Origin of the sequence: Rhodococcus qingshengii JCM 15477 (genome assembly GCF_023221595.1) — a bacterium.
GTDB classification, from domain to species: domain Bacteria; phylum Actinomycetota; class Actinomycetes; order Mycobacteriales; family Mycobacteriaceae; genus Rhodococcus_F; species Rhodococcus_F qingshengii.
Window position 1 is genome coordinate 3,182,744 of record NZ_CP096563.1, and the last position, 26,870, is coordinate 3,209,613.

Genomic DNA, 26,870 nt, shown 5'->3' on the forward strand with positions numbered 1-26,870 from the left:
ACCCACCCGGGGTCCATCACCCTGTGTGTTTCACTCATACCCATGTCGAACCTGGTTCAGACACCCCACTGAGCGATAACTTCTCGCAATCGTACAGCTATGGTTGCCGCCGGACCCGGTTCGATCATCTGGTTGTGTTCGCAATCGACTTCGGTGACTCGGATGTCCCCTTCTACAAACCTTCGCCATTCGGCGACATCGTGTCCGTTCTCCGTAGATCTTCCGGCTACGAAGAACTCGATGGCTCCAACGTGGACAGGCGGTTGGTGCCGATTCGTCAATTCGACGGAGTGGGAGTAACCGCGACTGATCCGCGCCAGATGCTCCGCTTCGATTCCGATTCCGGCACCCAGGGTCTGCTCCAGCAATTCCGCCGCTTCTGCGAAGGTCTCGACCGTCTTGGATCCCGCCGGCATCGCGAGCCCGGCCAGTAGTTCGGAGACCGAGAGTTCTGCGGGCTGATCGGAATCCGACGACGGATAGCTGTCGAGTATCGACAGAGTCACGTCACGTCCGCTCCGAGTGAGGCTGTGTGCCACGGCGTGTGCGATCACGCCGCCGAGCGACCAGCCGGCCAGATGGATCGGGCCGGTCGATGCCACGGCTGCAATGCGATTCGCGTAGTCGTCGGCGAGTTCGGTCAGCGAGTCGAAGCTGGGCCCGCCGCTCAGGGACGGTAGCTGAAGACCGTAGACGGGTTGATCCAGCTCGAGATGCTTGACGAATTCTGCGTAACCCCAGGACAATCCGATACCCGGATGGACGAAGAACAGTGGTGCACGATCGGATCCGGCGCGCAGCGTGATCATCGGGGCGAGAAGATCCGACGAATCGTCCGGCGAGTGTGCGTCCATTCCGTCGGCAGCCCGGGCGACTCCGGCAGGTGTCGGATCCAGGAAAAGCGATTGCAACGGCACTCGCATCCCGAGACGCTTCTCGAGTTCGATGGTGATGCGAGTGGCCACGATCGACGTTCCGCCCAGTTCGAAGAAGTCGTCGTCGACGCCGATGTGCTCGTGCCCGAGCACGGTCTCGAAGATGTCGACGACCGTTCGTTCGGTGTTGTTTGTCGGCGGTGCGTACGGGACCGTGCGTCGCTCGAAGCTCGGGGTCGGCAGTGCCTTGCGGTCCAGCTTGCCGACCGGTGTCACCGGAATGCGGTCGACGACGACGATCGCGCCGGGAACCATGTGCGCGGGCAGGCGAGAAGACAGATGGCGGCGAAGCTCCCAGTCGTCGACGGTCTGTCCTTCCACGGGCTGGATGTAGGAGGCGATCATCGTCTCCCCCGACGGCGCTTCGTGCCCGAGTGTGGCGGCGAAGTAGACGGATGGGTGTGCCATCAGGACAGAGTCGATTTCGCCGAGCTCGATGCGGAATCCGCGGACTTTGATCTGGAAGTCGCTGCGGCCCAGGTATTCGAGGGTGCTGTCGGAGCGCCAGCGCACCAGGTCGCCCGTGCGGTACATCCGCTGGCCTGGTTCGCCGAACGGATCGGCGACAAATCGGTCGGCGGTTAGGTCGGGACGATTGTGGTATCCCCGGGCGAGTCCGGGGCCGGTCACGTACAGCTCCCCGATGACTCCCACCGGCACGGGCTTGAGGTGCCCGTCGAGGACCAGTCCGGCAAAGCCGATGGCCGGTCGTCCGATGTTGATGTCCTTGCCCGGCCGCATGGGTTCACTGACGCTGGCCTGGATGGTGGATTCGGTGGGTCCGTATCCGTTGAACATGCGACGGTCGCGGCCCCAGATGTCCACGAGTTCGGGTGGGCAGGCTTCGCCACCGACTGCGAGTACGCGGAGTTCGGGTAGCGCGGAGCTTTCGATCGAGCTGAGCGCGGTCGGAGTGATGAACGCGTGTGAGACGTGTTCGTCGGCAAAGATTTCGGCCAACTCGGATCCGCCGAAGACCGTCGGTGGGATGACGACCAGGCACGCTCCGCTGCCGAATGCCATCATGAGTTCGAAGACCGAGGCGTCGAAGCTCGGTGATGCCAGGTGAGAGATCCGCGAATAGGGCTGGACGTTGAATCTCTGATGTTCCTCGGCGTTGAGGTTTGACAACCCGAGGTGGGTGACGATGACGCCCTTCGGCTTCCCGGTTGAACCCGAGGTGTAGATCAGGTACGCGGGATGCCCGTGATGCAAGGGGATCGTGCGGTCGCGATCGGTGATCGCGGCTGCGCTCTGGGCGTCGATCTCGTCGACGGTCTCGGCTTCATCGAGGACCATCCACTCGACCGTGTCGGGAAGTTGACTGCGGTGAGCGTCGTCGGTGATGCCGAGTACGGCCCGCGAATCGTCGAGCATGTGGTTGATGCGATCGTCGGGATAGTTCGGGTCGACCGGCAAGAATGCTGCACCGGTTTTCGTGACCGCCCAGATCGCGACGATCTCCGCGGTGGACCGCGGCAGACCCAGCGCCACAAAATCTTCGGGACCGACGCCGCGCCGACACAGCGCGCGCGCCAGCTTCGTCGATTCCTCGTCGAGCTCGCGGTAGGTCATCGACCTCTCGCGACTCGAGAGGGCTGGGGCATCCGGGTTCGAGGCGACTGCTTCGGCGAGGATCTCCGGCCACACCCGCGCTCGAGTCGCGGCGGCACCGGATGCCGGCACCAGGGCAGCTGTTTCGTCGGCGCCGAGGATGCCGATGTCGGCGATACGTGTTGCGGGTTCGCGTCCGACAGCGTCCAGGATCAGGCGCAGTCGGTCGGCAAACCGACGAATGGTGGCGGGTTCGAAGAGATCGGTTGCGAAGTCGAAGGCTGCGGACATCCCAGCCGGGATGCCGAACTCGTCGAACTTCTCGTCGACGATCAGCTCCAGGTCCTCCTTCGCGAATTTGGTTTCCACGGTCAGTCCGTCGATGTCGAGGCCGGGTAGGTGGAAATGTGCGGGTTCGTTGTTCTGAAGTTCGAGGGCGACCTGGAACAACGGTGAGTACGACGTGGATCTGGTTGGGTTGATGACGTCGACGAGCCGTTCGAATGGCAGGTCCGAGTTCTGGAATGCGGCCAGGTCGATTTCCCGGACGTGCTCCAACAGGTCGGCAAACGTGATGTCGGGATCGACGCTGGTTCGCAGGACCAGTGTGTTGACGAACATTCCGACGAGATGGTCGAGCGCTGCCTGACCTCGGCCGGCGATCGGTGTGCCGATGGTGACTTCGTCGGCGCCCGACAACTTGGACATCAGCACTGCGAGCGCGCCGTGCAGCGCCATGAACATCGTGACACCGTTTGCCCTGGTGAGGTCCGCGAGGGCGCGGTGGGTGTTCGCGTCGATGTCGAAGGTGAATCGGTCACCGTGGAAGGTCTGTTGCACGGGTCGCGGGTGGTCGGCGGGCAGTGCGATGACGTCGTCGAGTCCGGCGAGTTGCTCACTCCAGTAGTGCAATTGGCGACTGATGACGGATTCCGGGTCGTCTTCCGATCCGAGGACGCGATGCTGCCACAACGTGAAGTCTGCGTACTGCACCTCGAGCGGCGCCCACGTGGGCTCGGTCCCTGCCGTACGGGCCAGGTAGGCCGTCATCACGTCGCGTGCGAGCGGCGCCATCGACGATCCGTCGGCGCAGATGTGATGGACCACGACAAACAGAATGTGAACGGGTTCAGCGGTGTCGAGTCGGAACAGTGCCACGCGCAGCGGCAGGTCCACCGACACGTCGAAGCCGGTCGTGGCGAGTCGTTGCATGCGCTCCGCGAGCTCGTCCTCCCCCAACGTCATTTCACGGACCGGCGGTACTGCCTCGTCGACGGTGAGCACTTGCTGAATCGGATCGCCGCCGACGGCGGGGAACACCGTCCGCAGTGTTTCGTGCCGCTCGACGACGTCGGCGATGGCCTGTTGCATGGCCGTGACGTCGAGGTCACCGGTAAGGCGAACAGCTAGTGGGATGTTGTACGCGGCTGAGCGTGTGTCGAATTGGTTCAGGAACCACATGCGCTTCTGCGCCAACGAGAGCGGGACGCTGCCACTGCGCTCCATGGGAGTGAGCGGCACAGCGCCGACGGCAGTGACAGCGCTGGAGAGCCGTTCGGCGAGCTGAGCCGTCGTCGGTGCCTCGAACAGCACGCGCACCCCGACGTCGATGTTCAGTGCGGAGTTGAGCCGCGAGACCACGCGAGTGGCGATCAGCGAGTTGCCGCCGAGCTCGAAGAAATTGTCGTCGACGCCGACCCGCTCGACGCCGAGTACGTCGATGAACGCATCGGCGATCCGACGTTCGAGGCTGGTGCCGGGCGCCCGGAATTCCACACCGGTTCCGGTGAACTCCGGCGTCGGCAACGCTTTTCGATCGAGCTTGCCGACCGCGGTGCGCGGTAGCTCGTCGACGATCATGATGCTGGCCGGAACCATGTGCGAGGGAACACGTCCGGCGAGGTGCGCGGTGATCTCTGCCCCGGTCAGCGTCGATCCTTCCTCGACGGTGAGGTAGGACGCGAGAACTGTGGCGCCGGCCGGTCCGTCGACGCCGAGTGTCACGCAATTCGTGACACTCGCCATTGCGGTGATCTGGGCGTCGACCTCGCCGAGCTCGATGCGGAATCCGCGAATCTTGACCTGGAAGTCGCTGCGCCCGACGTATTCGATGGTGTGATCGCTTCGCCAGGAGACGATGTCGCCCGTGCGGTACATCCGGTCGCCTGGCTTGCCGAAGGGGTCGGCGACAAATCGCTCGCTGGTCAGGCCGGGACGCCGGTGGTATCCGCGAGCCAGGCCGATGCCGGCGATGTACAGCTCACCGGGAGCTCCGACGGGTACGGGTTGCAGGCGCGAATCGAGGATCATCTCGTGCACGCCGCGGATCGGTCCACCGATCGTGATGGGTGCGCCCACTGTCATGGGTTCGCTGATGTCTGCCATGACGGTTGTCTCGGTCGGGCCGTAGGCGTTGACGAATTCTCGTCCGGGAGCCCAGAGGCCGACGAGATGCGGCGGTAGTGTCTCTCCCCCGACGACGACGTGCCGGAACTCGTCCAGGCCGGCCGGGTCGACGGTGGCGAGCGCTGCCGTGGTGACGAACGCGTGAGTGACGTGTTCGCGGCGGATGAGACTTGCCAGTTCGGCGCCGCCGTAGATGTCGGTCGGGACGATCACCATGGTGGCTCCGACACCGAATGCCTGCAGGTACTCGAAGACGGCTCCGTCGAAGCTGGGGGTGGCGAAGTGCAGGGTTCGAGAGTGGTGATCTGCGTGGAATCGACGCTGCTGGTCGAGTGCGAAGCTGTCGAGTCCGGTGTGGGTGACGACAACTCCCTTGGGTCGGCCGGTGGATCCCGAGGTGTAGACCACGTAGGCGGCGTTGTCCATGACCACCGGTGCACGCCGTTCGTCCTGGGTGATCGGCAGCGTGCAACTGGTGGCGACGTCGTCGTCGAATGCCTCTTCTCCGAGCACCAACCAGGACACGATGGGTGGAAGTGTGTCGATGGCGTCGACGACGGTCAACCCGAACAACACCTCGGAGTCGCTGAGCATGTGTTCGATTCGGTCAGCCGGATAGGTGGGGTCGACGGGGACGAACGCTGCGCCGGTCTTGGCCACCGCCCACACCGCGAGTACGGATTCGACGGACCTTTCGATGCCGATGGCAACCGACGTCTCGGGCCCGGCGCCGCGGCGAATCATGGCTCTGGCCAACTGGTTCGAGCGCCGGTCCAGTTCGGCGTAGGTCATGGAACGGCTGCCGGCCGAGAGCGCGATGCGGTCGGGATAGGTGGCAGAGACGTCGGCGAGAATCTCTGGGAGCGTTCGCGCGGAGCGCCCCGGGGAGCCGAAGACCGGCGCAAGATCACGGCTCTCGAACTCCGTGAGAACCTGCAGACGGGCCAGCGGCTGATCTGGTGCCGAGGCGAGTTGCCCGAGGACGATGCCCACGCGCTCGGTGATCTTGGCGACTTCGCGGGCGGAGAAGTGCGTCGGCAAGTACTCCATCTTCAGATTCAGCGTGTCACTTTCGGACGCCACCACGGCAATCGGATAGTGCGCCGAGTCGCGTCCGTCGATGCCGAGAACGTGCATTCCCGCGATGTCGGTTTCGGCGGTCAGGGCTGTCTCGTCGACGGGATACGACTCGAATACCGTCAGGGTGTCGAAGGAACCGGCGGCGCCGACTGCTCCGGCGATGTCCGACAGTCCGATGTGGTGGTGGTCGAGCAGTGACGCTTGCTCGGATTGGACGCGAATGGCCATTTCGGCGAGGGTTTCTCGGGCGTCGAGGCGGACTCGGACAGGCACCGTGTTGATGAACAGGCCGACTATCGATTCCACGCCGGGCACCTGTGGTGGGCGTCCTGAGACCGTTCCGCCGAAGACGACGTCGTCGCGTCCGAGAAGTTCGGCGAGCACGATTCCCCATGCCACCTGTACCAGGGTCGCCATGGTCAGACCGCGGCTTCGCGCGAACGCCCGAAGAGTCTCGGCTCGTTCGGTCGGCAGCGAGTACGAGTGGATTTCACTTGCCACGGTTTCGGCGGCGGTGTCTGCCCTCGAGAGGTGGGTGGACGTGTCGACGCCCCGTAGCGCTTCTTGCCACGCCCGTAGCGAAGTCTCGGGTTCTTGCTTCGAGATCCAGGAGAGATAGTCGCGATACGACTGAACTCGGGGCAGAATCTCGGGGTCACCGTCGGTTGCGTAGAGAGTGAGCAGGTCTCGAAGCAACAGCGGGGTGGACCAGCCGTCGAGCAGGATGTGGTGGTTCGTCACGACGAGGCGTGCTGTGTCCGGTCCGATTCGCACGAGCATGAAGCGGATCAACGGGGCTGTTTCCATGTAGAAACGATGAGCGCGATCGCGTTCGAGCAGTTGACCGAACGCGACTTCACTGTCTTCGGCCCCGGACAGGTCGATCTCGGCCCAGCCGATGTCGGCACCGGAACGGATCACCTGCAGTGCCCGCCCTCCCGGTGCGGAGACAAATCCCGCGCGCAGGCTCGGATGACGATCAACCAAGGCCTGCGCGGCGCGGCGCAGGCGCGGCGCCTCCACCCGACCCCCGAGCTCGAGGGTCAGTTGCACCATGTACGGGTCGATTTCGGTTTCGTCGAACTGGGCGTGGAAGAGCATGCCCGACTGCAGAGGTGACAGTGACCAGATGTCGGTCAGGTCGGGGAATCTGCGCTCGAGCTGTTCGATGCTCTGTTGATCCGCGGTGACGAGATCGAGATCGGTGGGCGTGAGCTCGCGCTCGGAGTGTTCCTCCACGTATTCACTCAGTGCGCCCAGTGCTCGGGCCCAGAGCTCCGCCAGTTCGGTGACTTCGGCCTCGCTGAGAATGCCGCGGGGGAAGGACCACGTAGCGCGCAGAATCGGACCGTGTGCGGTATCGGTCGTGACGGCGTTGATGTCGAGCACCGACGCGGCGGCCAATTCGCCGCTGTGCGCTTCGTCGAGGGTCACTTCCGAGATCGGCAGCCACGGCACTTCGCCGTGCTCGGGATCCGAGCCGGCAAATCGTCCGAGGTAGTTGAACGAGATCTGCGGCGTGGGCAGCTCACGAAGTTCCTCGTTTCGATCGAGGTACTTCAGGATGCCGAACCCGATTCCGTTGTCGGGCAGGCCGAGCAGCGTTTCCTTGACGAGTTTCACGGCGGAGGCGGCGGTTGATCCCCCGGCCAGTGCATCGACGACATCGAGTCCGGTGAGATCGATCCGGACGGGGAACAAGGTGGTGAACCAACCGACCGTGCGCGAGAGGTCGGCGCCCGGTACGGCGTTCTCCTCCCGGCCGTGCCCTTCGAGGTTGACGAGCACGTCCCCGCTGCGCTGTCCGCGCGATCGACGCCAGGCGGTAACGGCAATCGCGAGAGCAGCGAGCAGCCCGTCGTTCACCGAGCCTCCGAAATGCTGAGGCACCGTCGAGATGACGTTCTCGGTCACGGAGGTCGGAACGTCGACGCTGACTCGGTCGACGGTGGCTCCGACATCGACGGCTGGGTCGAGCCCGCGTGCCCCGAGCAATGGCTCGTCGGTCCGCATTCTCGACCACAGGTCGATCTCGTCGCGTCGCAGCGCAGCGGTCTCGGCGAGCGCTGTCGCCCAGCGACGTATCGACGTTCCGCCCGGCGGAAGTATGGGTGTTTCTCCGTCGAACGCCGAGGCATAAGCAGTGACCAGGCCCGGGACGAGCATGCGCCAGGACACACCGTCGACCGCGAGGTGATGAAGGACCAGGAGCAACCGTCCGGCTTCGGCCCGGTTGCCGTTCGAGCTGACGGGATCCAACCAGACTGCGCTGATCATCTTCCCGTGTTCGGGATCGAGGCGGCCGGATGCGTCCTGCATCGCGGTTTCCGCAGCGGCGACGAATTCTTCGCCGCTGGTGGACACGATGGAGGTTCGGCGCAGGATGTCGGGGGCGGTGATGCTCCCTGGCTCGCGGATCTCGAGTTGGTGAGTCGCGGCGTCCAGGCGCGCCCGCAGCACGTCGTGACGATCGAGGATCGTTTGCAATGCTCGTTCCAGCGCGGGGCCGGAGACATCCGCGGGCAGTGCGATCAGCGCGCTCTGGCTGTAACTGCGGATCGTGCTCAGGTCACCGCGACTGCGTTCGACGAGCCACTCCATGATCGGCGTGAGCGGTAGCGGGCCGGCTCCCCCGCCGGGTAGCTCCGTGAGAACCGGTGCCGTTTCCGATGATTCGATGAGGAGCACTTTGGTGAGGCCGGCCACGGTCTTCGCTTCGAAGACGTCCCGCGGAGTGAAGACGAGGCCTGCGGACTTCGCCCGTGAGACGAGTTGGATCGACATGATCGAATCGCCGCCGAGACCGAAGAAGGAATCGTCTACTCCGATACTGCCCCGACCCAGCACCTCCGCGAAGAGGTCCGCGAGGACCGCTTCGGTAGCGGTGGCCGGCGCCCGCGTCGCCTCGGTTGTTCCCGTGACGGTGAAGTCCGGAGCCGGGAGGCTGCGTCGGTCGAGCTTTCCGTTGACCGTCAGTGGAAGCGATTCGAGGACGACGATCGCGGTGGGCACCATGTACTCCGCGAGTTCGGCGGCGACGAAGTCGGTCACCGTCGCTGAATCGACGGTACTGCCTGTTTCGGCGACCACGTACCCGACGATCCGCGGTGACGCTCCCTCCGTTCGAACAAGTGCTACCGAGGCCGCGACGCCGGGGCAGCGGAGCATTGCGGCTTCGATCTCTCCGAGTTCGATGCGGAAACCACGCACCTTCACCTGGAAATCACTGCGGCCCACGTACTCCAACTGCCCCGCGTCGTTCCACCTCGCCAGGTCCCCGCTCCGATACATTCGATCCCCCGAACTACCGAATGGATCGGGAAGGAACCGCACCGAAGTCAATGCGGGTTTCCCGAGGTATCCCCGAGTCACCTGATCACCGGCGACGTACATTTCGCCGACGACACCTGGTGGTACCAAGTTCAGTCGCCGATCGAGTACGTAGACGGACAATCCCGGTACTGCTCGCCCGATGATGCTCGCCGACGCGTGCTCGCTGTCGTTGCGGTCGAGTGCGATTCGACTGACGTGCACTGTCGTCTCGGTGATCCCGTACATGTTGACCAACGTCGGGGCCGTGTCGGGCCGCCTGTCGTACCACTTGCGCAACTGCCCGAGGTCGAGCGCTTCGCCACCGAAGACGACGTAACGCAGTGCAAGGTCGGGACCCGTGCCGTTCGGTGAGTACGCACGGTCGGCTTCGGCGAGTTGGTAGAAGGCGGTGGGCGTTTGGTTCAGGACCGTCACTCGCTCACGGCGGAGCAGTTCGTGGAACATGTCCGGTGATCTGGTCGTGTAGTAGTCGACGACGACCAGCCGGCCCCCGTGTAGCAGCGGCCCCCACAGCTCCCAGACGGAGAAGTCGAATGCGTACGAGTGGAACATGGTCCACACGTCCGTGTCGTCGAACCCGAACGTCGGGGCGGTGTTGTCCATCAGAGTCAGGACGTTGCGGTGGCTGACCTGGACACCTTTGGGGCGCCCTGTGGATCCGGAGGTGTAGATGATGTACGCGACCGCGTCGGGCAGAAGTGGTGTCGTCCGGTCCGCGTCGGTGATGCGATGGGGCGCGGAGTGATCGAGGCGTACCGCGATCTCCGGCGATCCGAGTTCGACGATGTCGATGCCGGATTCGATGATCTCCGAAGGTAGGTCCCTTCGGAAGTCTCCGGTCGTGACCAGGCATACCGGCCGCGCGTCGTCGAAGAGGAACCGCATGCGCTCGGCCGGGTAGGTGATGTCGACCGGCAGGTATGCCGCTCCGGTTTTGATGACGGCGACGAGGGCGAGCACGAGATCGGTGGTTCTGGGCATTGCAACGGCAACCACGGATTCCGGACCGATACCGCGGCCGATCAGGAGCCGGGCCAGGCGGTTAGCGCGCCCGTCCAGTTCGGCGTACGTCATGGCGCCGTCGCTGTCGTTGACCGCGGTCGACGACGGATGTGCTGCAACAGCCTCGAAGAATCGGTCCGCGATGTTGTCCGCTGGAGCCGGTTCGGCGTGAGTGTTCCACTCGGTCAGCATCTGTCGACGCTCGTCGGCGCTCACGACGTCGATGTCACCGGTAGGAGTCGACGGCTCTCGCGAGACCGCCTCGAGGATGGTGAGCAGTCTGCGTGAGAACGAATCGATCAAGTCACCGTCGAACAGGTCTGTGGCGTAGATGAATTCGGCGTCGATTCCATCCGTTCCGCCATCCGCGTCGTAACGCTCGGTGACCGAGAGTTGCAGATCGAACTTGGCGACGGGTAGGTCGAACTCGACTCCCGAGACCGACAGCCCCGGCAATTCGAGTTGTGGGAGTGCATTGTTGCGGAACTCGATGAGGATCTGGAACAACGGAGTGTGCGAAGTCGAGCGTTCCGGGTCGAGTGCGTCGACCAACCTTTCGAAGGGCAAATCGGTGTGCTGGAACGCGCCGAGGTCGCCTTCGCGAACCTGGGCGAGGACGTCCTCGAACGACGCGTCGGGCGTGATCTGTGTTCGCAGCACGAGAGTGTTGACGAACATACCGACCAGGTGATCGAGTTCGGCCTCGCCGCGGCCGGCGACGGGTGTCCCGATGGCGATGTCCTCGGTACCGGCCAGGCGCGCCGCAAGTACCGCCAGTGCTGCGTGCATGAGCATGAACATGGTGGTGCCGTGCTCACGGGCCAGGTCGGTCAGCGCCCGATGGGTCTGCGGCGATACCGCGAACCGGTGGACCGAGCCGACCATGGACGGCTTTGCCGGACGTGGGAACGACGTCGGCAACGCGATCGGCTCGCCCAGTCCCGCGAGTCGGTCCTTCCAGTAATCGAGCTGACGGGTCAGAGCCGAGTCCGGATCTTCCTCGGAGCCGAGCACTTCGTGCTGCCACACAGCGAAGTCGCCGTACTGCACGGCCAGTTCCGACCAGTTCGGCGCACTGCCGGCACTGCGGGCCGCGTAAGCCGCTGCCACGTCCGCTGCGAGGGGGTTCATCGAGAACCCGTCGGCGACGATGTGGTGGACGACGATCACGAGTACGTGCCTGCGCTCGTCCCCGTCGACGCGCAGGACCGCGCAGCGGATCGGAACTTCGGCCGAGGCGTCGAAGCCTGCCGAGGCCAGCTCGAGGATTCGATCGGACACTCTGGCAGCAGTGACGATTTCCGGTTCCAGGATCGGCATGACCTCGTCGCTGGACATCACCTGCTGAACCGGCTGTCCGTCGATCGAGGGGAACTTCGTCCGCAAGCTCTCGTGGCGCCCCAGTACGTCCGCTACCGCGGCCTGCAATGCGGCGAAGTCCAGATCGCCGTCGAGGCGCACTGCCAGGGGAACGTTGTAGGCGGGGGACGTCACGTCGAACTGGTTGAGGAACCACATCCGCTTCTGTGCCAGTGACACGGGCAGTGGGTCAGGGCGGGATCGCCGAGTCAACGGTGGTCTGGGGTTCTCTCCGCGGCCGACGCTCTCCGCCAGACGCGAGAGCTGCCGAACTGTCGGAGACTCGAACAGTCCTCGAACGCCGATGTCGGTGCCGAGAAGTGCGTTGACGCGGGCGATGACGCGGGTCGCGGTCAGTGAGTTTCCGCCGACGTCGAAGAAGTGAGTGTCGATACCGATCGGAGACACTCCGAGCACGTCCTCGAAAACGCCCACCACCAGCCGTTCCAACTCGGTGGCCGGTGCAGTGAGTGTTTCGGCATCGGTGTCGAAACGAGGCGCCGGAAGAGCAGCCCGATCGACCTTGCCGACGCCGGTCAGCGGTAGTTCGTCGAGCACGACGACGCTTGCGGGCACCATGTGTGCCGGCAGTAGCTCCCGTGCCGCCGCCCGGATGTCCTCGGCGCTCACCCGGCGTTCGTCGTCGCAGACGACATATGCCGCCAAGGCCTGCTCGTCGGAGGGTCCGCGCACCGCCAACGTGACCGCGTACTCCACGCCGGGCAGCTGACCCAACGCCGTGTCGACCTCGCCGAGTTCGATACGGAAGCCGCGGATCTTGACCTGGAAGTCGCTGCGTCCGAGGTACTCGATGGTGCGGTCGCTGCGCCAGCGCACCACGTCGCCCGTGCGGTACATCCGCTCCCCCGGCTCGCCGTACGGGTTGGCGACAAATCGTTCGCTCGTCAGTGGTGAGCGCCCGTGATAGCCGCGCGCGAGTCCGACTCCGGCGACATACAGTTCGCCGGGAACTCCGACGGACACCGGTTGAAGTCTGCGATCGAGGACGACCTCGCTGAATCCGCGGTTCGGCGGTCCGAGATAGACCTTCTCGCCGGCCGGGATGGGGTCGCTGAGGTTGCAGGAGATGGTGGTTTCGGTGGGTCCGTAGACGTTGACGAACGATCTTCCCGGCGCCCAGGTGCGCACCAGGTCCGCCGAGGGCGCCTCGCCGCCCACCGTGATGGTGGTCAGTTCGTCGATTCCCTCGGGATCCACCGACGTCAGCGCTGCAGGCGTGATGAACGCGTGGGTGACATGTCCCTCGCGGAGAACGTCGGCCAGTTCGGTTCCTCCGTAGACGGTGGTGGGAGCTACGACCAGTTCGCCGCCGACGGCGAAGGCGAGCAGGTACTCGAGAACGGAGGCGTCGAAGCTCGGAGAGGCGAAATGCAGTGCGCGTGAATTCTCGGTGAGACAGTAGCGATGACGCTGTTCGTCGGCGAAGTTCTCGAGACCGGTGTGCGTGACGACGACGCCCTTGGGTCGGCCGGTCGAGCCCGAGGTGTAGATGAGGTAGGCGGTGTTCTCCAACCGCGGGGTTCCCCGGCGCTCGTCCTCGCGTAGCGGCGCCGCGGATACTCCGGAGAGCCGAGCGATGCTCGTCGGGTCGTCGAGTTCGAGCCACTTCGTCACACCGCCGTCGCCGGGTCTGTGGGCAGCCGTGGTCAATCCGAGCGAGGATGCCGAGTCCTCGAGCATGAACGAGATCCGGTCACTCGGGTAGCGAGGATCGATCGGCACGAAGGCGGCGCCGGTCTTGGTGATCGCCCAGACCGCTGCGACGGATTCGAAGGAGCGTTCCACACAGATCGCCACCCGTGAGTCCGGGCCGGCGCCTTCCGAGATGAGCACGCGCGCCCACTGGTTCGACGCCTCGTCCAGCTCTCGATAGGTCATCTTTCTCTCACCACAGGACAGTGCGACCCGTTCGGGGAATCTGCTCGCGGTGTCCGAAAAGATGCGATCGAGTGTCCTGACCGAGCGGCCCTGCCGGCCGCGCGCGGGAACCAATTGCTGCACTTGCGAATCCGGCATCAGGCGCAGTTTCGCCAGCGGGAGATCCGGTTGCGCGGTGATCAGCTCGAGGGTGCGGAGCAGCCGGTCGGCGATCGCGTCGATGTCGTGATCGCCCAGGACTCCCGGGAAATACTCGAATTTGAGCCGCAGTCGCCCGTCTGCCGCAGAGGCGACGATCGCGAGTGGATAGTGCGCGGCATCCTCGGCGTCGTGGACGTCGAGAACGTGCATTCCGGCTATGTCGGTACCGGAGGAGAGTCCACCGCGGTCGACGGGATACGACTCGAACACAGTCAGCGTGTCGAACGATGCAGCGGACCCCACAGCCGAAGTGATATGCGAAAGCCCGACATGATGGTGATCGGACAACCGCGCCTGTTCCGCTTGGACGCGAACGCACAGCGCCGCCAGGGACTCTCGCGGATCGAGGCGAACTCGGACGGGGACGGTGTTGATGAACAAACCCACCATCGACTCGACGCCGGACACCTGGGGTGGTCGGCCGGAGACGGTTCCACCGAAGACGACGTCGTCGCGGCCGAGGAGTTCGGCGAGCACGATTCCCCAGGCCACCTGGATCAAGGAGGCTATCGTCAGGCCACGGGAGCGGACGAATCCACGCAGAAGTTCCGTCTCACCTTCTCCGAGCGCTGTGGTCGTCGAGCGTGAGGTAGCGCCGTCCTCGTCGACGGCGTGAGTTCCGGTGAGCAGCGTCGGGTCGTCGAGTCCGCGGAGTGCTTCGCCCCAGGCCTCGATCGACACGCTGTCGTCGCGAGTGCTGATCCAGCTCAGATAGTCCCGGTAGGGGTGTACGCGTGGGATGGCACTGTGATCACTGTCTGTCGCGTAGAGCGTCAGTAGGTCGCGGACCAGCAGCGGCATCGACCATCCGTCGAGGAGGATGTGGTGGTTGGTCAGGATCAACCGATACGCGTCGTCACCGGTTCGCAGAAGCAGGAACCGCAGCAGGGGCGGAGTGGCCATGTCGAAGCCGCGGACCCGATCCGCATGGAGAAGCTCGCGTATCTCGGTCGCCTGTTCGGTGGGGGCCAACGGAGAGATGTCGATCTCGGTCCACGGCACGTCAACGTCTGCGTTGATCACCTGCACCGATCGTCCACCGGTATCGGTCGTGAACGCCGCGCGTAGGTTCTCGTGTCTGTCGAGCAGTGCCTGTGCGGCACGGTGCAACCGGGACGCGTCGACGCCGTCGAGTTCGAGTGCGAGTTGGACGGTGTACGCGTCGACTGTGTGTTCGGCGTAGCGGGCGTGGAAGAGCAGTCCGGATTGCAGCGGTGAGAGGGACCAGACGTCGGTCAGTGTCGGGAACTCGCGCTCGAGGTGGTCGATGGAATCCTGGTCGAGGTCGATCAGGTCGATGTCGGACGGGGTGAGTCCCCCGCGTTCGCTGTGTTCGGCATAGGTGGCCAGCGCGCGCAACGCCTGCACCCAGAGGTCGGCGATGGCGCGAGCATCGCGCTCTGCCAGCACGCCGGTGGGATAGGCGATAGTGGCACCGATGTGCGGTGCGCCCGAGATCTCGGTGGTGACGACGTTGACGTCCAGGACCGAACCCACTGGCATCTCGGACCGCGCTGCCGCTTCCAGATCGACGTCCCGGGCCAGTGCCCAGTCCCCCAGTGACTCTCCTGCTTCGGTGCCGGAGAAACGGCCCAGATAGTTGAACGAGATCTGCGGTTGGCGGAGGTCTTCGAGTTCCGCTCGACCCACCTCGTCGAGGTAACGCAGAACTCCGTAGCCGATGCCGCTGTCCGGAACACCCAAGAGTTCTTCCTTGACACGCTTGAGCACCACCGCTGCCTCTGGGGCGCTGCTCATCACTTCCGCGATGTCGATGCCGGCCAGGTCGATCCGCATCGGGAAGACGCTGGTGAACCAGCCGACCGTGTGCAGGACGTCCGCACCGGGCACCACGTGAGCTTCGCGTCCGTGGCCCTCCATCGAGATGAGCACGTTGTCGGTTCGTATGCCCTGTGCCTGCCTCCACTGCGTCAGTGCCAGTGCGAGAGCAGCAACGAGACCGTCGTTGACTGATCCACCGAAAAGCGCCGGAAGCGTGGTCAGGACTGTGTCGGACAGTTCGACGGGTACGTCGGCGACAACTCGGCCGACCGAATCGAACGTGTCGAGCCGCGGGTCCAGCGGCCGGGTTCCGATCAGCGGGTCGGCACCTTCGAGTATCGAACGCCACCGGGGCAATTCGACTCTTCGATCGGGCGCGATGTCGCGGAGCGCATGCGACCAACGACGAACCGACGTGCCCGAGTACGACGGCTCCGGTTCCTCGCCTGCATCGATGCGGTGGAAAGCCGACGCAAGTTCCGGCACGAGGACGCGCCAGGAGACACCGTCGACGGCGAGGTGGTGGATCACCAGGAGCAGCCGGCCGGTGTTGCGCACGCCGGACAACCAGACGACCCGCACCATCACGCCCCGGCCGGGGTCGAGTTCTCGACGCGCACCGCCCAGTGCGTCGACGATCGCCGCGTCGAACACCGCGGTGCCCGGCTCGGCCTCTACCTCGATCACCCGGCAAATATTCTCGGCTGCAACAGATCCCGGCTCGCCGACAACAAGCCTGCGCTCGCCGTCGAGCTCGAGGCGTGCGCGAAGGATGTCGTGACGATCGAGAACAACTTGAAGAGCCGCGGTCAACTGCTCCACACTGTGAAGCCCGTGCGGCGCGTTGAGAAGAGTCGCTTGGGAGAACGAATCGAGACCTCGGAGATCGGAGCCGAGCCGGTCGAGCCACCACTGAGCCACCGGCATCAACGGCACGTGGCCCACGCCGTCTCCGGGAAGTTCCTCGAGCACCTCGGGTTCGTCGTCCTTGGTCGATGCCAGCAAAACCGCAAGACCGGCGACCGATTTCACCTCGAAGACGTCACGCGGGGTGAAGACGAGCCCGGCATCGCGGGCACGGGCGACGAGCTGAATCGACATGATCGAATCGCCGCCCATCGAGAAGAACGAGTCGTCGACGCCCACCGATTCGACACCGAGGACATCGACGAACAAGGCGGCCAGCGTGCGTTCGGTATCGGATTCGGCGGCCCGCGAGCGTGCCTGGGTTGCTCGCAAGTCGGGAACCGGCAGGGCTCGGCGGTCGAGCTTTCCGTTGGCAGTCATCGGCAGTTCGTCGAGAACGACCACGACCGCAGGAACCATGTACGGGGCCAGAGCCGAGCCCGCGAACGCGATGACGGCCTCGGGATCCACAGTCTGAGCGTCGTTGGCAGGCACGACGTATCCGACGATCCGTGCGGCGCCTCCGTCACGTTCGAGCGTGGTCACCACGGAATGTGCAACGCCGGGATAGCGAGCCAGAACTGCCTCGATCTCGCCGAGTTCGATGCGGAATCCGCGAATCTTGACCTGGAAATCGCCTCGACCCTGGTACTCGAGTTCGCCGTTCTTGTTCCACCTGGCGAGGTCACCGGTTCGGTACATCCGTGTGCCCGCACTGCCCGCGGGATTGGGCACGAATCGTTCGGCGGTCGTGCCGGCGCGGTTTCGGTAACCGCGGGCGAGTCCGTCGCCGCTGACGTACAGCTCTCCCGTCACTCCGACCGGGACGCGGTGCAGGCGATTGTCGAGGACCCACGCGCTGATGCCTGTCGACGGGCGACCGATCGTCACTCGATCGGTCGGGGACATCGGCTCGGTGATGCTGGCGACGACCGTCGATTCGGTTGGTCCGTAGGCATTGATCATGATCCGGTGATCGCTGACCCAGGCGGCGACGAGGTCGGGTGGGCAGACGTCGCCGCCGGTTCCGATGCACACCAGCTCGTTCAGTCCGCTCGGATCGACCGTGGCCAGAGCGGCTGGTGTGATGAAGGCGTGCGTGACGTGCTGGTCGGCGATCAGACTCGTCAGTTCGGTTCCGCCGATGATGCTCGGTGGGGCGATGACCATCGTGGCCCCGGCACCAACAGCCATCAGGAGTTCGAGAATCGAGGCGTCGAAGCTCGGTGAGCTGAAATGCAGCGTGCGCGAGGTCGACTCGACGCGGAAGCGACTGCGTTCCTGCTCGGCGAGTGCCGAAAGCCCACGGTGAGTGACCATGACGCCTTTGGGGACGCCGGTGGAACCGGAGGTGTAGATGACATAGGCCGGGTTGTCCAGGGACACCGCAGCCAGCAGCTCCGAGGCACCTATCCGCTGATCACCGATCTGTTCGAGGGTTGCGAGTGTCTTTGCCTGATCGAGCAGAACGGCGTCTGCCTCGTCGGGGACGACACCCACATGCTCGGCGGTGGTGAGAACGACGCCCGCTCCCGAGTCGTTGATCATGTGGTGCACGCGGTCGACGGGATACGCCGGGTCGACGGGTACGAATGCAGCGCCGGACCGGGCAACCGCCCAGATCGCGACCACGGATTCCAGTGAGCGTGGTAATGCCAGGGCGACAACGGATTCCGGACCGACCCCGCGGCTGATCAACAGTCGTGCAAGCCGGTTGGCGCGGTGGTCCAGATCGGAGTAGGTCAGATGGCGGTCGCCGAAAATCAGTGCAGTCCTCTGCGGTTCGTCGACGTACTTGCGCTCGAGCAACGTCGAGAAGTGAACCTGCTCGGGAAGTTCCGGTGCGACGGCGCGAATCGTGTCGAGATCACTCACGAGATCGATGTCGCCGACCGGCGTGTGCGGTGATTCGGTGACAGCACCGAGAATCCGAACCAGGTATCGAGCGAAACCTTCGACGGTCGACTCGTCGAACAGGGCGCTGGCGTAGGTGAACCCGGCCTCGATTCCGGCCGGCCGGCCGTCGTCGTCGAAGGTCTCGGCAAGCGTGAGTTGCAGATCGAAATTCGAGACGGCGGATTCGAGTTCGAGGACCTCGACGTCCAAATCCGTCAGACTAACTGCTGGCCGAGTGGTGTTCTTGAACTCCAGCATCACCTGGAACAACGGTGAATGCGACGTCGACCGCTCCGGAGCCAGCGCATCGACGACGCGCTCGAAGGGGACGTCTGCGTGAGCGAAGGCGTCGAGGTCGGTGCTGCGAACTCTGGCCAACAGATCGGTGAACGAGGCGGCGGGGTCGACGTCGGCGCGCAGGACCAACGTGCCGACGAACATACCGACCATCGGATCCAGCAGGGCATTTCCGCGCCCGGCGATCGGTGAGCCGATCGTGATGTCTTCCATGCCGGACAATCTCGCCACGAGCACTGCGTATGCGGCGTGTACCGCCATGAACATACTGCTTCGGTGTTCGATCGCGGTTTCGCTCAGACGACGGTGGATGCCGGCATCGATGTCGAATCGAACGACGCCGCCCGAGAGATCCTGCACACGCGGACGCGGTCGGTCTGCGGGGAGCGCAAGAAGTTCGGGAACACTCGCCAGTTGACGTGTCCAGTACTCGAGCTGACCGGCAAGAGTGCTGTCCGCTTCGTCGATCCGACCGAGAGCCCTTTCCTGCCAGATGGCGAAGTCCGCGTACTGGACCGGAAGAGGAGACCAGTCGGGCGCCTCACCTCGATGCCTTGCCGAGTACGCGCTCATCACGTCGAACGCCAACGGTGCCATCGAGAATCCGTCGGCGCAGATGTGATGGACGACCACGGTCAGGACGTGATCTTCTTCGTCGACCTCGATCAGTTCCGCCCTGATCGGTGGAGCCTGCGTGACGTCGAAGCCCCTCGAGGTGAGACGTTCGATCTGCCCGAGTACCGCTTCGGCGTTCGCGGCGACAACCGGCAGCGCGCCCAACGCTTCACCGGGTTCGACGATCACCTGCGCCGGCACTCCCTCGACCATGGGAAACAGCGTGCGCAGCGATTCGTGGCGAGTAAGCACGTCGGTGATCGCGCCCGCCAACACGGCAACGTCCAACCGGCCTCTCAGCCTGATCGCTATGGCGACGTTGTACGCCGCGGACGTGACGTCGAATTGATTGACGAACCACATGCGCTTTTGTGCCAGCGACAGCGGGATCGTCTGTGGCCGCGGCAATGCCTCGAGCGGAAGGACTGCCGGTCCCCCTCGTGCCGTGGCGCACTCGACCGCCAACTGCGCAACGGTCGGCGCGTCGAACAACTCTCTGATCGACAAGTTCAACGACAGCGAATCGTTCACGCGCGCCACAGCGCGTGCAGCGACGAGGCTGTTTCCGCCGATCTCGAAGAAGTTGTCGTGAACACCGACTGCCCCGGATTCCAGAAGCTCCTCGAAGATCGCCGCCAACTGCGCTTCGAGCGGTGTTCGCGGCGCCAGATACGTCTGCGAACTGTCGAAGCTGGGCGCGGGCAGAGCCTTCCGATCAAGCTTGCCGGTCGAACCGAGAGGGAACACGTCGAGGGCGATGACCACAGCGGGAACCATGTAGGCCGGAAGGAGACCTCTCAACTCGGTGCGTAGGCCGTCCGTGTCGATCGAAGTGCCGGTGTCGGCGATGACGTAGCCGACCAAACTGTCACCGACCACGTCGTCGTGATGGACGAGAGCAGCAGCTTGCGCGACACCGGGCAGCCTGAGCAATGCTGCTTCGACCTCGGCGAGTTCGATGCGCTGGCCGCGGATCTTGACCTGGAAATCGCGTCGACCGACATAGTCGAGCAGCCCGTCGGCGCGCCACCGGACGACATCACCGGTTCGGTACATCCGGGTGCCAGACGGGCCGTACGGGTCGGCCACGAACCTGTCGGCGGTGAGATCGCTGCGCCCGAGGTATCCACGCGCCAGTTGCACTCCCGCCAGATACAGCTCGCCGTGAACGCCGACCGGAACCGGATGCAGCCGCCCGTCGAGGACATAGAGCTGGGTGTTCCACACGGGCGCACCGATGGGAACGGTGACGGTCATGTCGGGGGTGAATTCGGCGGCGCTGACGTCGACGGCAGCCTCTGTGGGTCCGTACAGGTTGAACAGTCCCGCAGAACTCAGACGGGTGAACGCCTCCGCAGTGGTAGGCGCGAGGGCTTCACCGCTGCAGAACACCTGACGCAGGCTCGCACACTGCCCGGCAGTCGCGGCAGCGACGAATTCCGCGAGCATCGACGGAACGAAGTGCGCCGTCGTGACGCCTCTGTCGGCAATCAACGCCGACAGGTACCCGGGATCACGGTGCCCGTCCGGTTCCGCGATCACCAACTGCGCGCCGGTCTGCAGGGGCCAGAACAGTTCCCACACCGAGACGTCGAAGGTCACCGGGGTCTTGTGCAGCACCACGTCCGACGCGTGAAGGGGGTACGTGTCCTGCATCCACAGCAGGCGATTGACGATCGAACGGTGTGATACTGCAACACCTTTCGGTCGACCCGTCGATCCGGACGTGAAGATCACGTAAGCAGCATTGTCCGGGCGCAGGGGTCCGAGCCGATCAGCGTCGGTGATCGGCGCCGTCGTGGACACCTGACGATCGAGATCGACGTCCACGATCGGGACTCGCGCGGGAAAAGCGCCGTGGTCCTGGGGCCGGCTCAGCACGCAGATCGGTTCCGCGATGTCGAAGACGTACGCGATGCGCTCGGCGGGATGATCGGGATCCACCGGGACGTATGCCGCACCGGCACGGATCACGGCGTGGACCGCGACGAGTAGTTCCGGTGACCGTCGAATCGACACCGCGACGCGCATGTCCGGGCCGACCCCGCGGGCAATGAGGGTTCTGGCAAGTTCACCGACCCTCGCGTCGAACTCCGCATAGGTCAGTGTCCGCTCGCCGAAGACCAGCGCGGCCCCCTCGGGTGTCCGGGCTGCCTGCTCCGCCACCAGGTCCGAGAGGGTGGTGATCGGTACGGCGTGTTCGGTGGCATTCCAACGCTCGAGGACCAGTTCCGCCTCGCCCGGAGCTGTGAGATCGACGTCGCCGACGACGGATTCCGGGTAGGCAGCTACCGCGTCGAGGAGCATCGTGAAGCGATCAGCGAGGCCGGACATGGTGTCCGAGTCGAAAAGCTGGCTGGCGTAGTTCAACTGGCCGTCGAGATGGTCGCCGCGGTCGGTGAGAATGACCTGAAGATCGAACTTTGCCGCGCCCGTCGACAGTTCGTCGACCGTGACCTCGAGCTCGGGCAAAGTGACCTCGGTGGGAGCGGCGCCCTGCATCACCAGCATCACCTGGAACAGCGGCGCCTGGTTGTCTGCGAGGGATTCGACGAGTACGTCGTACGGCACTTCGGTGTGCTGCAAGGCCGCCACGTCGACGTCGCGGACGCGGGTGAGAACTTCACCGAAGGTGAGTCCCCCCTCGAGAACCGTCCTCAGCACCACCGTGTTGACGAACATTCCGACGACGTCGTCGAGAGCGCGCTCGCTCCGCCCGGCCACCGGAGTGCCGATCGTGATGTCGTTCGCTCCGGATTCTCGGCTGAGCAGGACGGCCAGCGCGGCGTGGATCACCATGAACACGCTGACATCGCTGCGCGCCGCGATCTCGCCGACCCGGCGGTACGTCGCGGAGTCGATCCGGAAATCGAGATCGTCACCGCGCAGCGAGACACCCGCAGGGCGCGGATGATCCATCGGCAGTTCCGCGAGCTCACCGCGTTCGGTGAGCGTGTGCGACCAGAACCGCAACTGCTCGGCAAGAATCGAATCCGGGTCGGACGCTTCACCGAGCGCTCCGCGTTGCCACTCGCTGAAATCGCCGTACTGCACTTCGAGTGGCAGCCACGCCGGCACGCGTCCGCTCGCCCGCGAGGCGTACGCCACCATCACGTCACGAGCCAGCGGCGCCATCGACAGGCCGTCTGCTGCAATGTGGTGCACGACGAGGACCAAGGTGTGCTCGCGTTCGTTCACCTCGAGCAGAGTCGCGCGGATCGGCACCGATTCGCTGACGTCGAATCCCTCTCGCGCGAGCTCACTCGCCCGCGCCGAGGTCGCTGCGGCAGGTACCGTTTCCACCTCGAGATGATCGAACATCTCGTCCACATCGAGAACGTGCTGGACGGGGCCACGCGCACTCTCGGGGAAAACGGTCCGCAAGATCTCGTGTCGAACGATGACGTCCCGCAGCGCGGTGAACAGTGCATCGACGTCGAGATCGCCGGTCATCGAAACCGCGATCGGAATGTTGTACGCCGGCGAACTCGGATCGAGTTGATTGGTCAGCCACATTCGTTGCTGCGCCAGAGATACCGGTATCCGGTCAGGGCGATCGATACGCGTCAGTGCCGGGGCACGTGTGTTCCGCGAGTCCGCGAGGTCGGCACGTGCTGCCAGAGCGGAGACGGTCGGCGCCTCGAAGAGGTCGAGAACGCTCAGCGTCGTTCCGAGAGCTCCGTTGACCCGCGACACGACGCGGGTCGCGATCAACGAGTCACCGCCGAGGTCGAAGAAACTGTCGTCTGCTCCCGCCCGGGTGATACCGAGCAGATCGCAGAACACCGCCGAAATTCGCTTCTCGGTCGAGGTCTCGGGGGCACGGTATTCCGCCGACCCGCCCACAGAATCGATGTCCGGTAACGCTTTCCTGTCGATCTTTCCTGCCGGAGTCAACGGAATGGAGTCGAGGACGACGATCCGCGCGGGAACCATGTGGGCTGCCAACGAAGATCTCGCGTGGGCGACCAGCTCGGAGTTGTCGATGTGTGTGCCCGCAGCCGCCGTGACGTACGCCGCCAACAGTGTTTCCCCACTCGGGCCCGCAACTCCGGCGGTGACTGCCTGTGCGACGCTCGGGTGGCGGCGCAGCACGTCGTCGATCTCGCCGAGCTCGACGCGGAAACCGCGGATCTTGATCTGGAAGTCGCTCCGGCCGAGGTACTCCAGCTCACCCTCGCCGTTCCACCGCGCGAGGTCACCCGTGCGGTACATGCGCTCTCCCGCAACACCGTTGGGGTCGGCAACAAATCGTTCGGCCGTAATCGTGGCACGCGCGTGGTACCCGCGCGCCAAACCGACACCGCTCACATAGAGCTCGCCGGCGACACCGATCGGCACCGGTTGAAGCCGCGAGTCCAGGAGGACGGTTGCGGCTCCGCGCATCGGCTTCCCGATGGTGACGGGAACATCGCTGCTCAGCGGTCCGGTCAGAGTGGCGACGACGGTGGTTTCGGTCGGTCCGTACGCGTTGAACATCGAGCGTCCGTGTGACCACTGATCCACCAGCGCGGGTGAGCATGCGTCGCCGCCGGTCACGACCACTCGTAGATCCGGTAGGCCGGCGGGATCGACTGTTGCCAGCGCGGCCGGGGTGACGAAAGCGTGGGTGACCCGTCCGATACGCATCACCTGTGCCAGTTCGTCGCCGCCGTACACGGTGGGCGGCGCGATCACCATCGTTGCCGCGCCCCCGAAGGCAAGGAGGAGTTCGAGGACCGAAGCGTCGAAGCTCGGCGAAGAGAAATGCAGGGTGCGGTCTCCAGGTTCGACTCCGAACCTGACTCGTTCTTCGTCGGCGAAGCTGCTCAGCCCGCGGTGACTGACCACGACGCCTTTGGGGACACCTGTGGAGCCGGACGTGTAGATGAGGTATGCCGGATCGTCGTAGCTCAGGCGCGTACGCCGCTCGGCGTCGTCGACCGGTGCATCGGAATGGTGCGAGGTGTCCAGTTCGTCGAGGAGCAGCCAATCCACCGAATCGGCGAGCCCGCCGTGGTGCTCCCCCACACTGATTCCGACTACAGCTCCCGAATCGGTGAGCATGTGCCGAATACGATCCTCGGGGTAGTGCGGATCGATCGGGAGGAAGGCACCGCCGGTCTTGGCCACCGCCCACGTCGCGGTCACCGATTCGAGAGACCTCGACAGCGCAAGGGCGACATAGGTGCCGGGGCCGACTCCCCTGTTGATCAGTTCACGGGCGAGTGTGTTCGACTCGGCGTCGAGATCCCGGTAGCTCACCTCACGATCACCGAAAACGAGCGCTGGGGCATCGGGGTTCACAGCCGAGGCCCGGCGGAGAATATCGGGGAGGGTCAACGGGGAGGACGCGGTCGCTCCCCGCGCCGGTACCAGGGACTCACGCTCGAAGTCGTCGAGGAGATCGAGGTCTCCGACCGGCGTTCGCGGGGCTGCTGCTGCGCCTGCAAGGATCCGCACCAGTCGCGAGAGGAAGGCTCGGACCGTGGATTCGGCGTAGTGCTGCGTGGAGTACGCAACCTCGAGGGCGCCGGTATCTGCGTGGACGTCGATCGCCACGTCGAGGCCGGCAATCGTGGTCTCCTGCGAGCCGTCGTTGAGGTGGACGTGCAACTCGGGCAGTGCGGGGACACCTGCCGCCGATCGAATCGACAACGTATCGCGTTCTCGAGCAAGAGAACTCACGAACTCGTCGAACGGTGCCGCCGGATCGACCTCGCAGCGCAGGGGCAGAGTTCCCCACTCGGTCCTCGTTCCGATCAGCACGTCCCGGCGCTCGGTCGATCTCGACAGCAACGAAGCAAATGCGGCATGGACAACGGCAAAGAGGGAGACGCCTTCCGTGCGCGCAAGTTCGGCGACCGCGGGATCGAGTGGGACGCTCAGCCGATTCGTACCGGTGGGCTCCGATTCGGCGTCGATTCGCTCGAGGCCCAGTGTCTCGAGGTCCAGTGTGGAGCCCTCGTCGGAGTCCCCCAGGTATCTCGCCCAGAACCGCTCGAGTTCCCTGCGCTGTGCACTGCGCGCCCCTGCCTCGGCACTTGCCGGATGAATCCGGTTCATCGGCGTACCGGCCGGTGCTGCTGTCAGTTCTGCGACCAATTCGGTGAACGCCCGGTGGTGCTCGGCCAGTTCGTCGTGGCCGTAGCGATTGGGGTTTCCGCGAAAGTCGATCAACGTCTGCGCCGGATCGCCGCTCTGGTACACGTTGACCAGCAGATCCTCGACCGGACCCGACGTGACGATGTGATACTCACCGGTCAGTGGCCCGAGGGTTATCTCCTGCCGGAAGAGCATCACATTCATCATCGGGCCGGACAGACGCGCGTCGCCGACGGTCAGACCGGCATCACGCCGGATGTCCTCGAGGCTGCATCGCTGATGACGAAGCGCACCGAGAAGTTCGAGTTGCACGCGCCCGACCAGATCGTCGACACTTTCGTCCGGGTTTACGTGGATGTGTAGCGGCGCGACGTTGACCAGCATTCCGCCGGACCGCTGCAGCGGTGCCGTCGTCCTCGCGGAAACCGGCAGGTTGATCAGCACGTCGTCGTAGCCGGTACTGCGGGACAGGTAGCACGCCAGTGCCGAAATCAACACTGCGGCCGGAGTTGCACCGGAACGTGAATTCCACTCGTCCAAGGCAGCAAGGCTGTTCGCCGACATCGCGGCACTGACGAGTTCACTGCGTGCAGTCGGGGGTCCCTCACGGGTGGCCAACGTCGAACCGTGTTCGACGCCCGACACACGCTGGGCCCAGTACTCGCGGTCGGCTTCGAATCGGCTCGATTCGCGGTACTTCTGGTCGAGCTCGGACAGCGTCGTGACGTCGAGCGCCTTGTTCACCGCAGGCTCTCGACCTTCGACGGCTGCGGTGTAGATCGCCGCAATCCGATTGACGATCGTCATACCGCTGTATCCGTCGAGAGCGACGTGATGAATCCTGGTGTACCACAGGTAATCCCGATCACCAGTTTGAAGAATTGTCATCTCGACGAGACGATCGCGAGTCAGATCGAGCGTCGTCGCGTAATCGTTGTCCATCCACTCCGAGGCAGCCTGCCGAGGGTTCTCACGCTCGCGGAAGTCGAAGTAGTCGATGCCCGGGTCGATCGTGAAGTCCACGATCTGGCAGGGCTCCCCATCCGGGTACATCAACCGTAGAAACGGTGATTCGAACTCGTGGGCAGCCTCCACCGCGGCGCGACTGAGCAGTTGCATGTCCAAATCGCCGTGGAACTCGATGTACTGCGCGATGAAGTACGGGACCGTCGGGTGAAGTTGCTGCGCAAACCACATGCTGCGCTGCACCGCAGACAGGGGGAACGCTCCTGCCGGCAGGCTTCGCGATCCGGTGAGCGGGTCGATCCTCTTGTCGGTATCCATCACGACCACCCCCACACAGCGTTGTGACGATCAGCGTTGTCACGATCAGCGCCGGGAAGTGTGGCTCGGGGATTGAAGAGAAACATCGCACCGCCTCGATATCGAGTGGAAACCATGTGGCGATCCTGCGAGAGCGCAGCCGAAGGTCATCGACCTCGACGAAGGGTCGCTTCGAAGTCCGAACCTCCCCGAAGGTCCGAACTCAGGATCAAAATTTGTCGTCGTCAGGCGTCAGGA

1 protein-coding gene is annotated in these 26,870 nt (G+C 64.6%); it reads right to left on the reverse strand.

What is annotated here, in order from left to right:
- Positions 1 to 56: 56 nt before the first annotated feature.
- Positions 57 to 26,633 carry a non-ribosomal peptide synthetase gene (locus M0639_RS14650; protein WP_064074801.1) on the reverse strand — a complete coding sequence of 8,859 codons (26,577 nt, stop codon included), beginning with the start codon at positions 26,631 to 26,633 and terminating at the stop codon, positions 57 to 59.
- Positions 26,634 to 26,870: the final 237 nt, after the last annotated feature.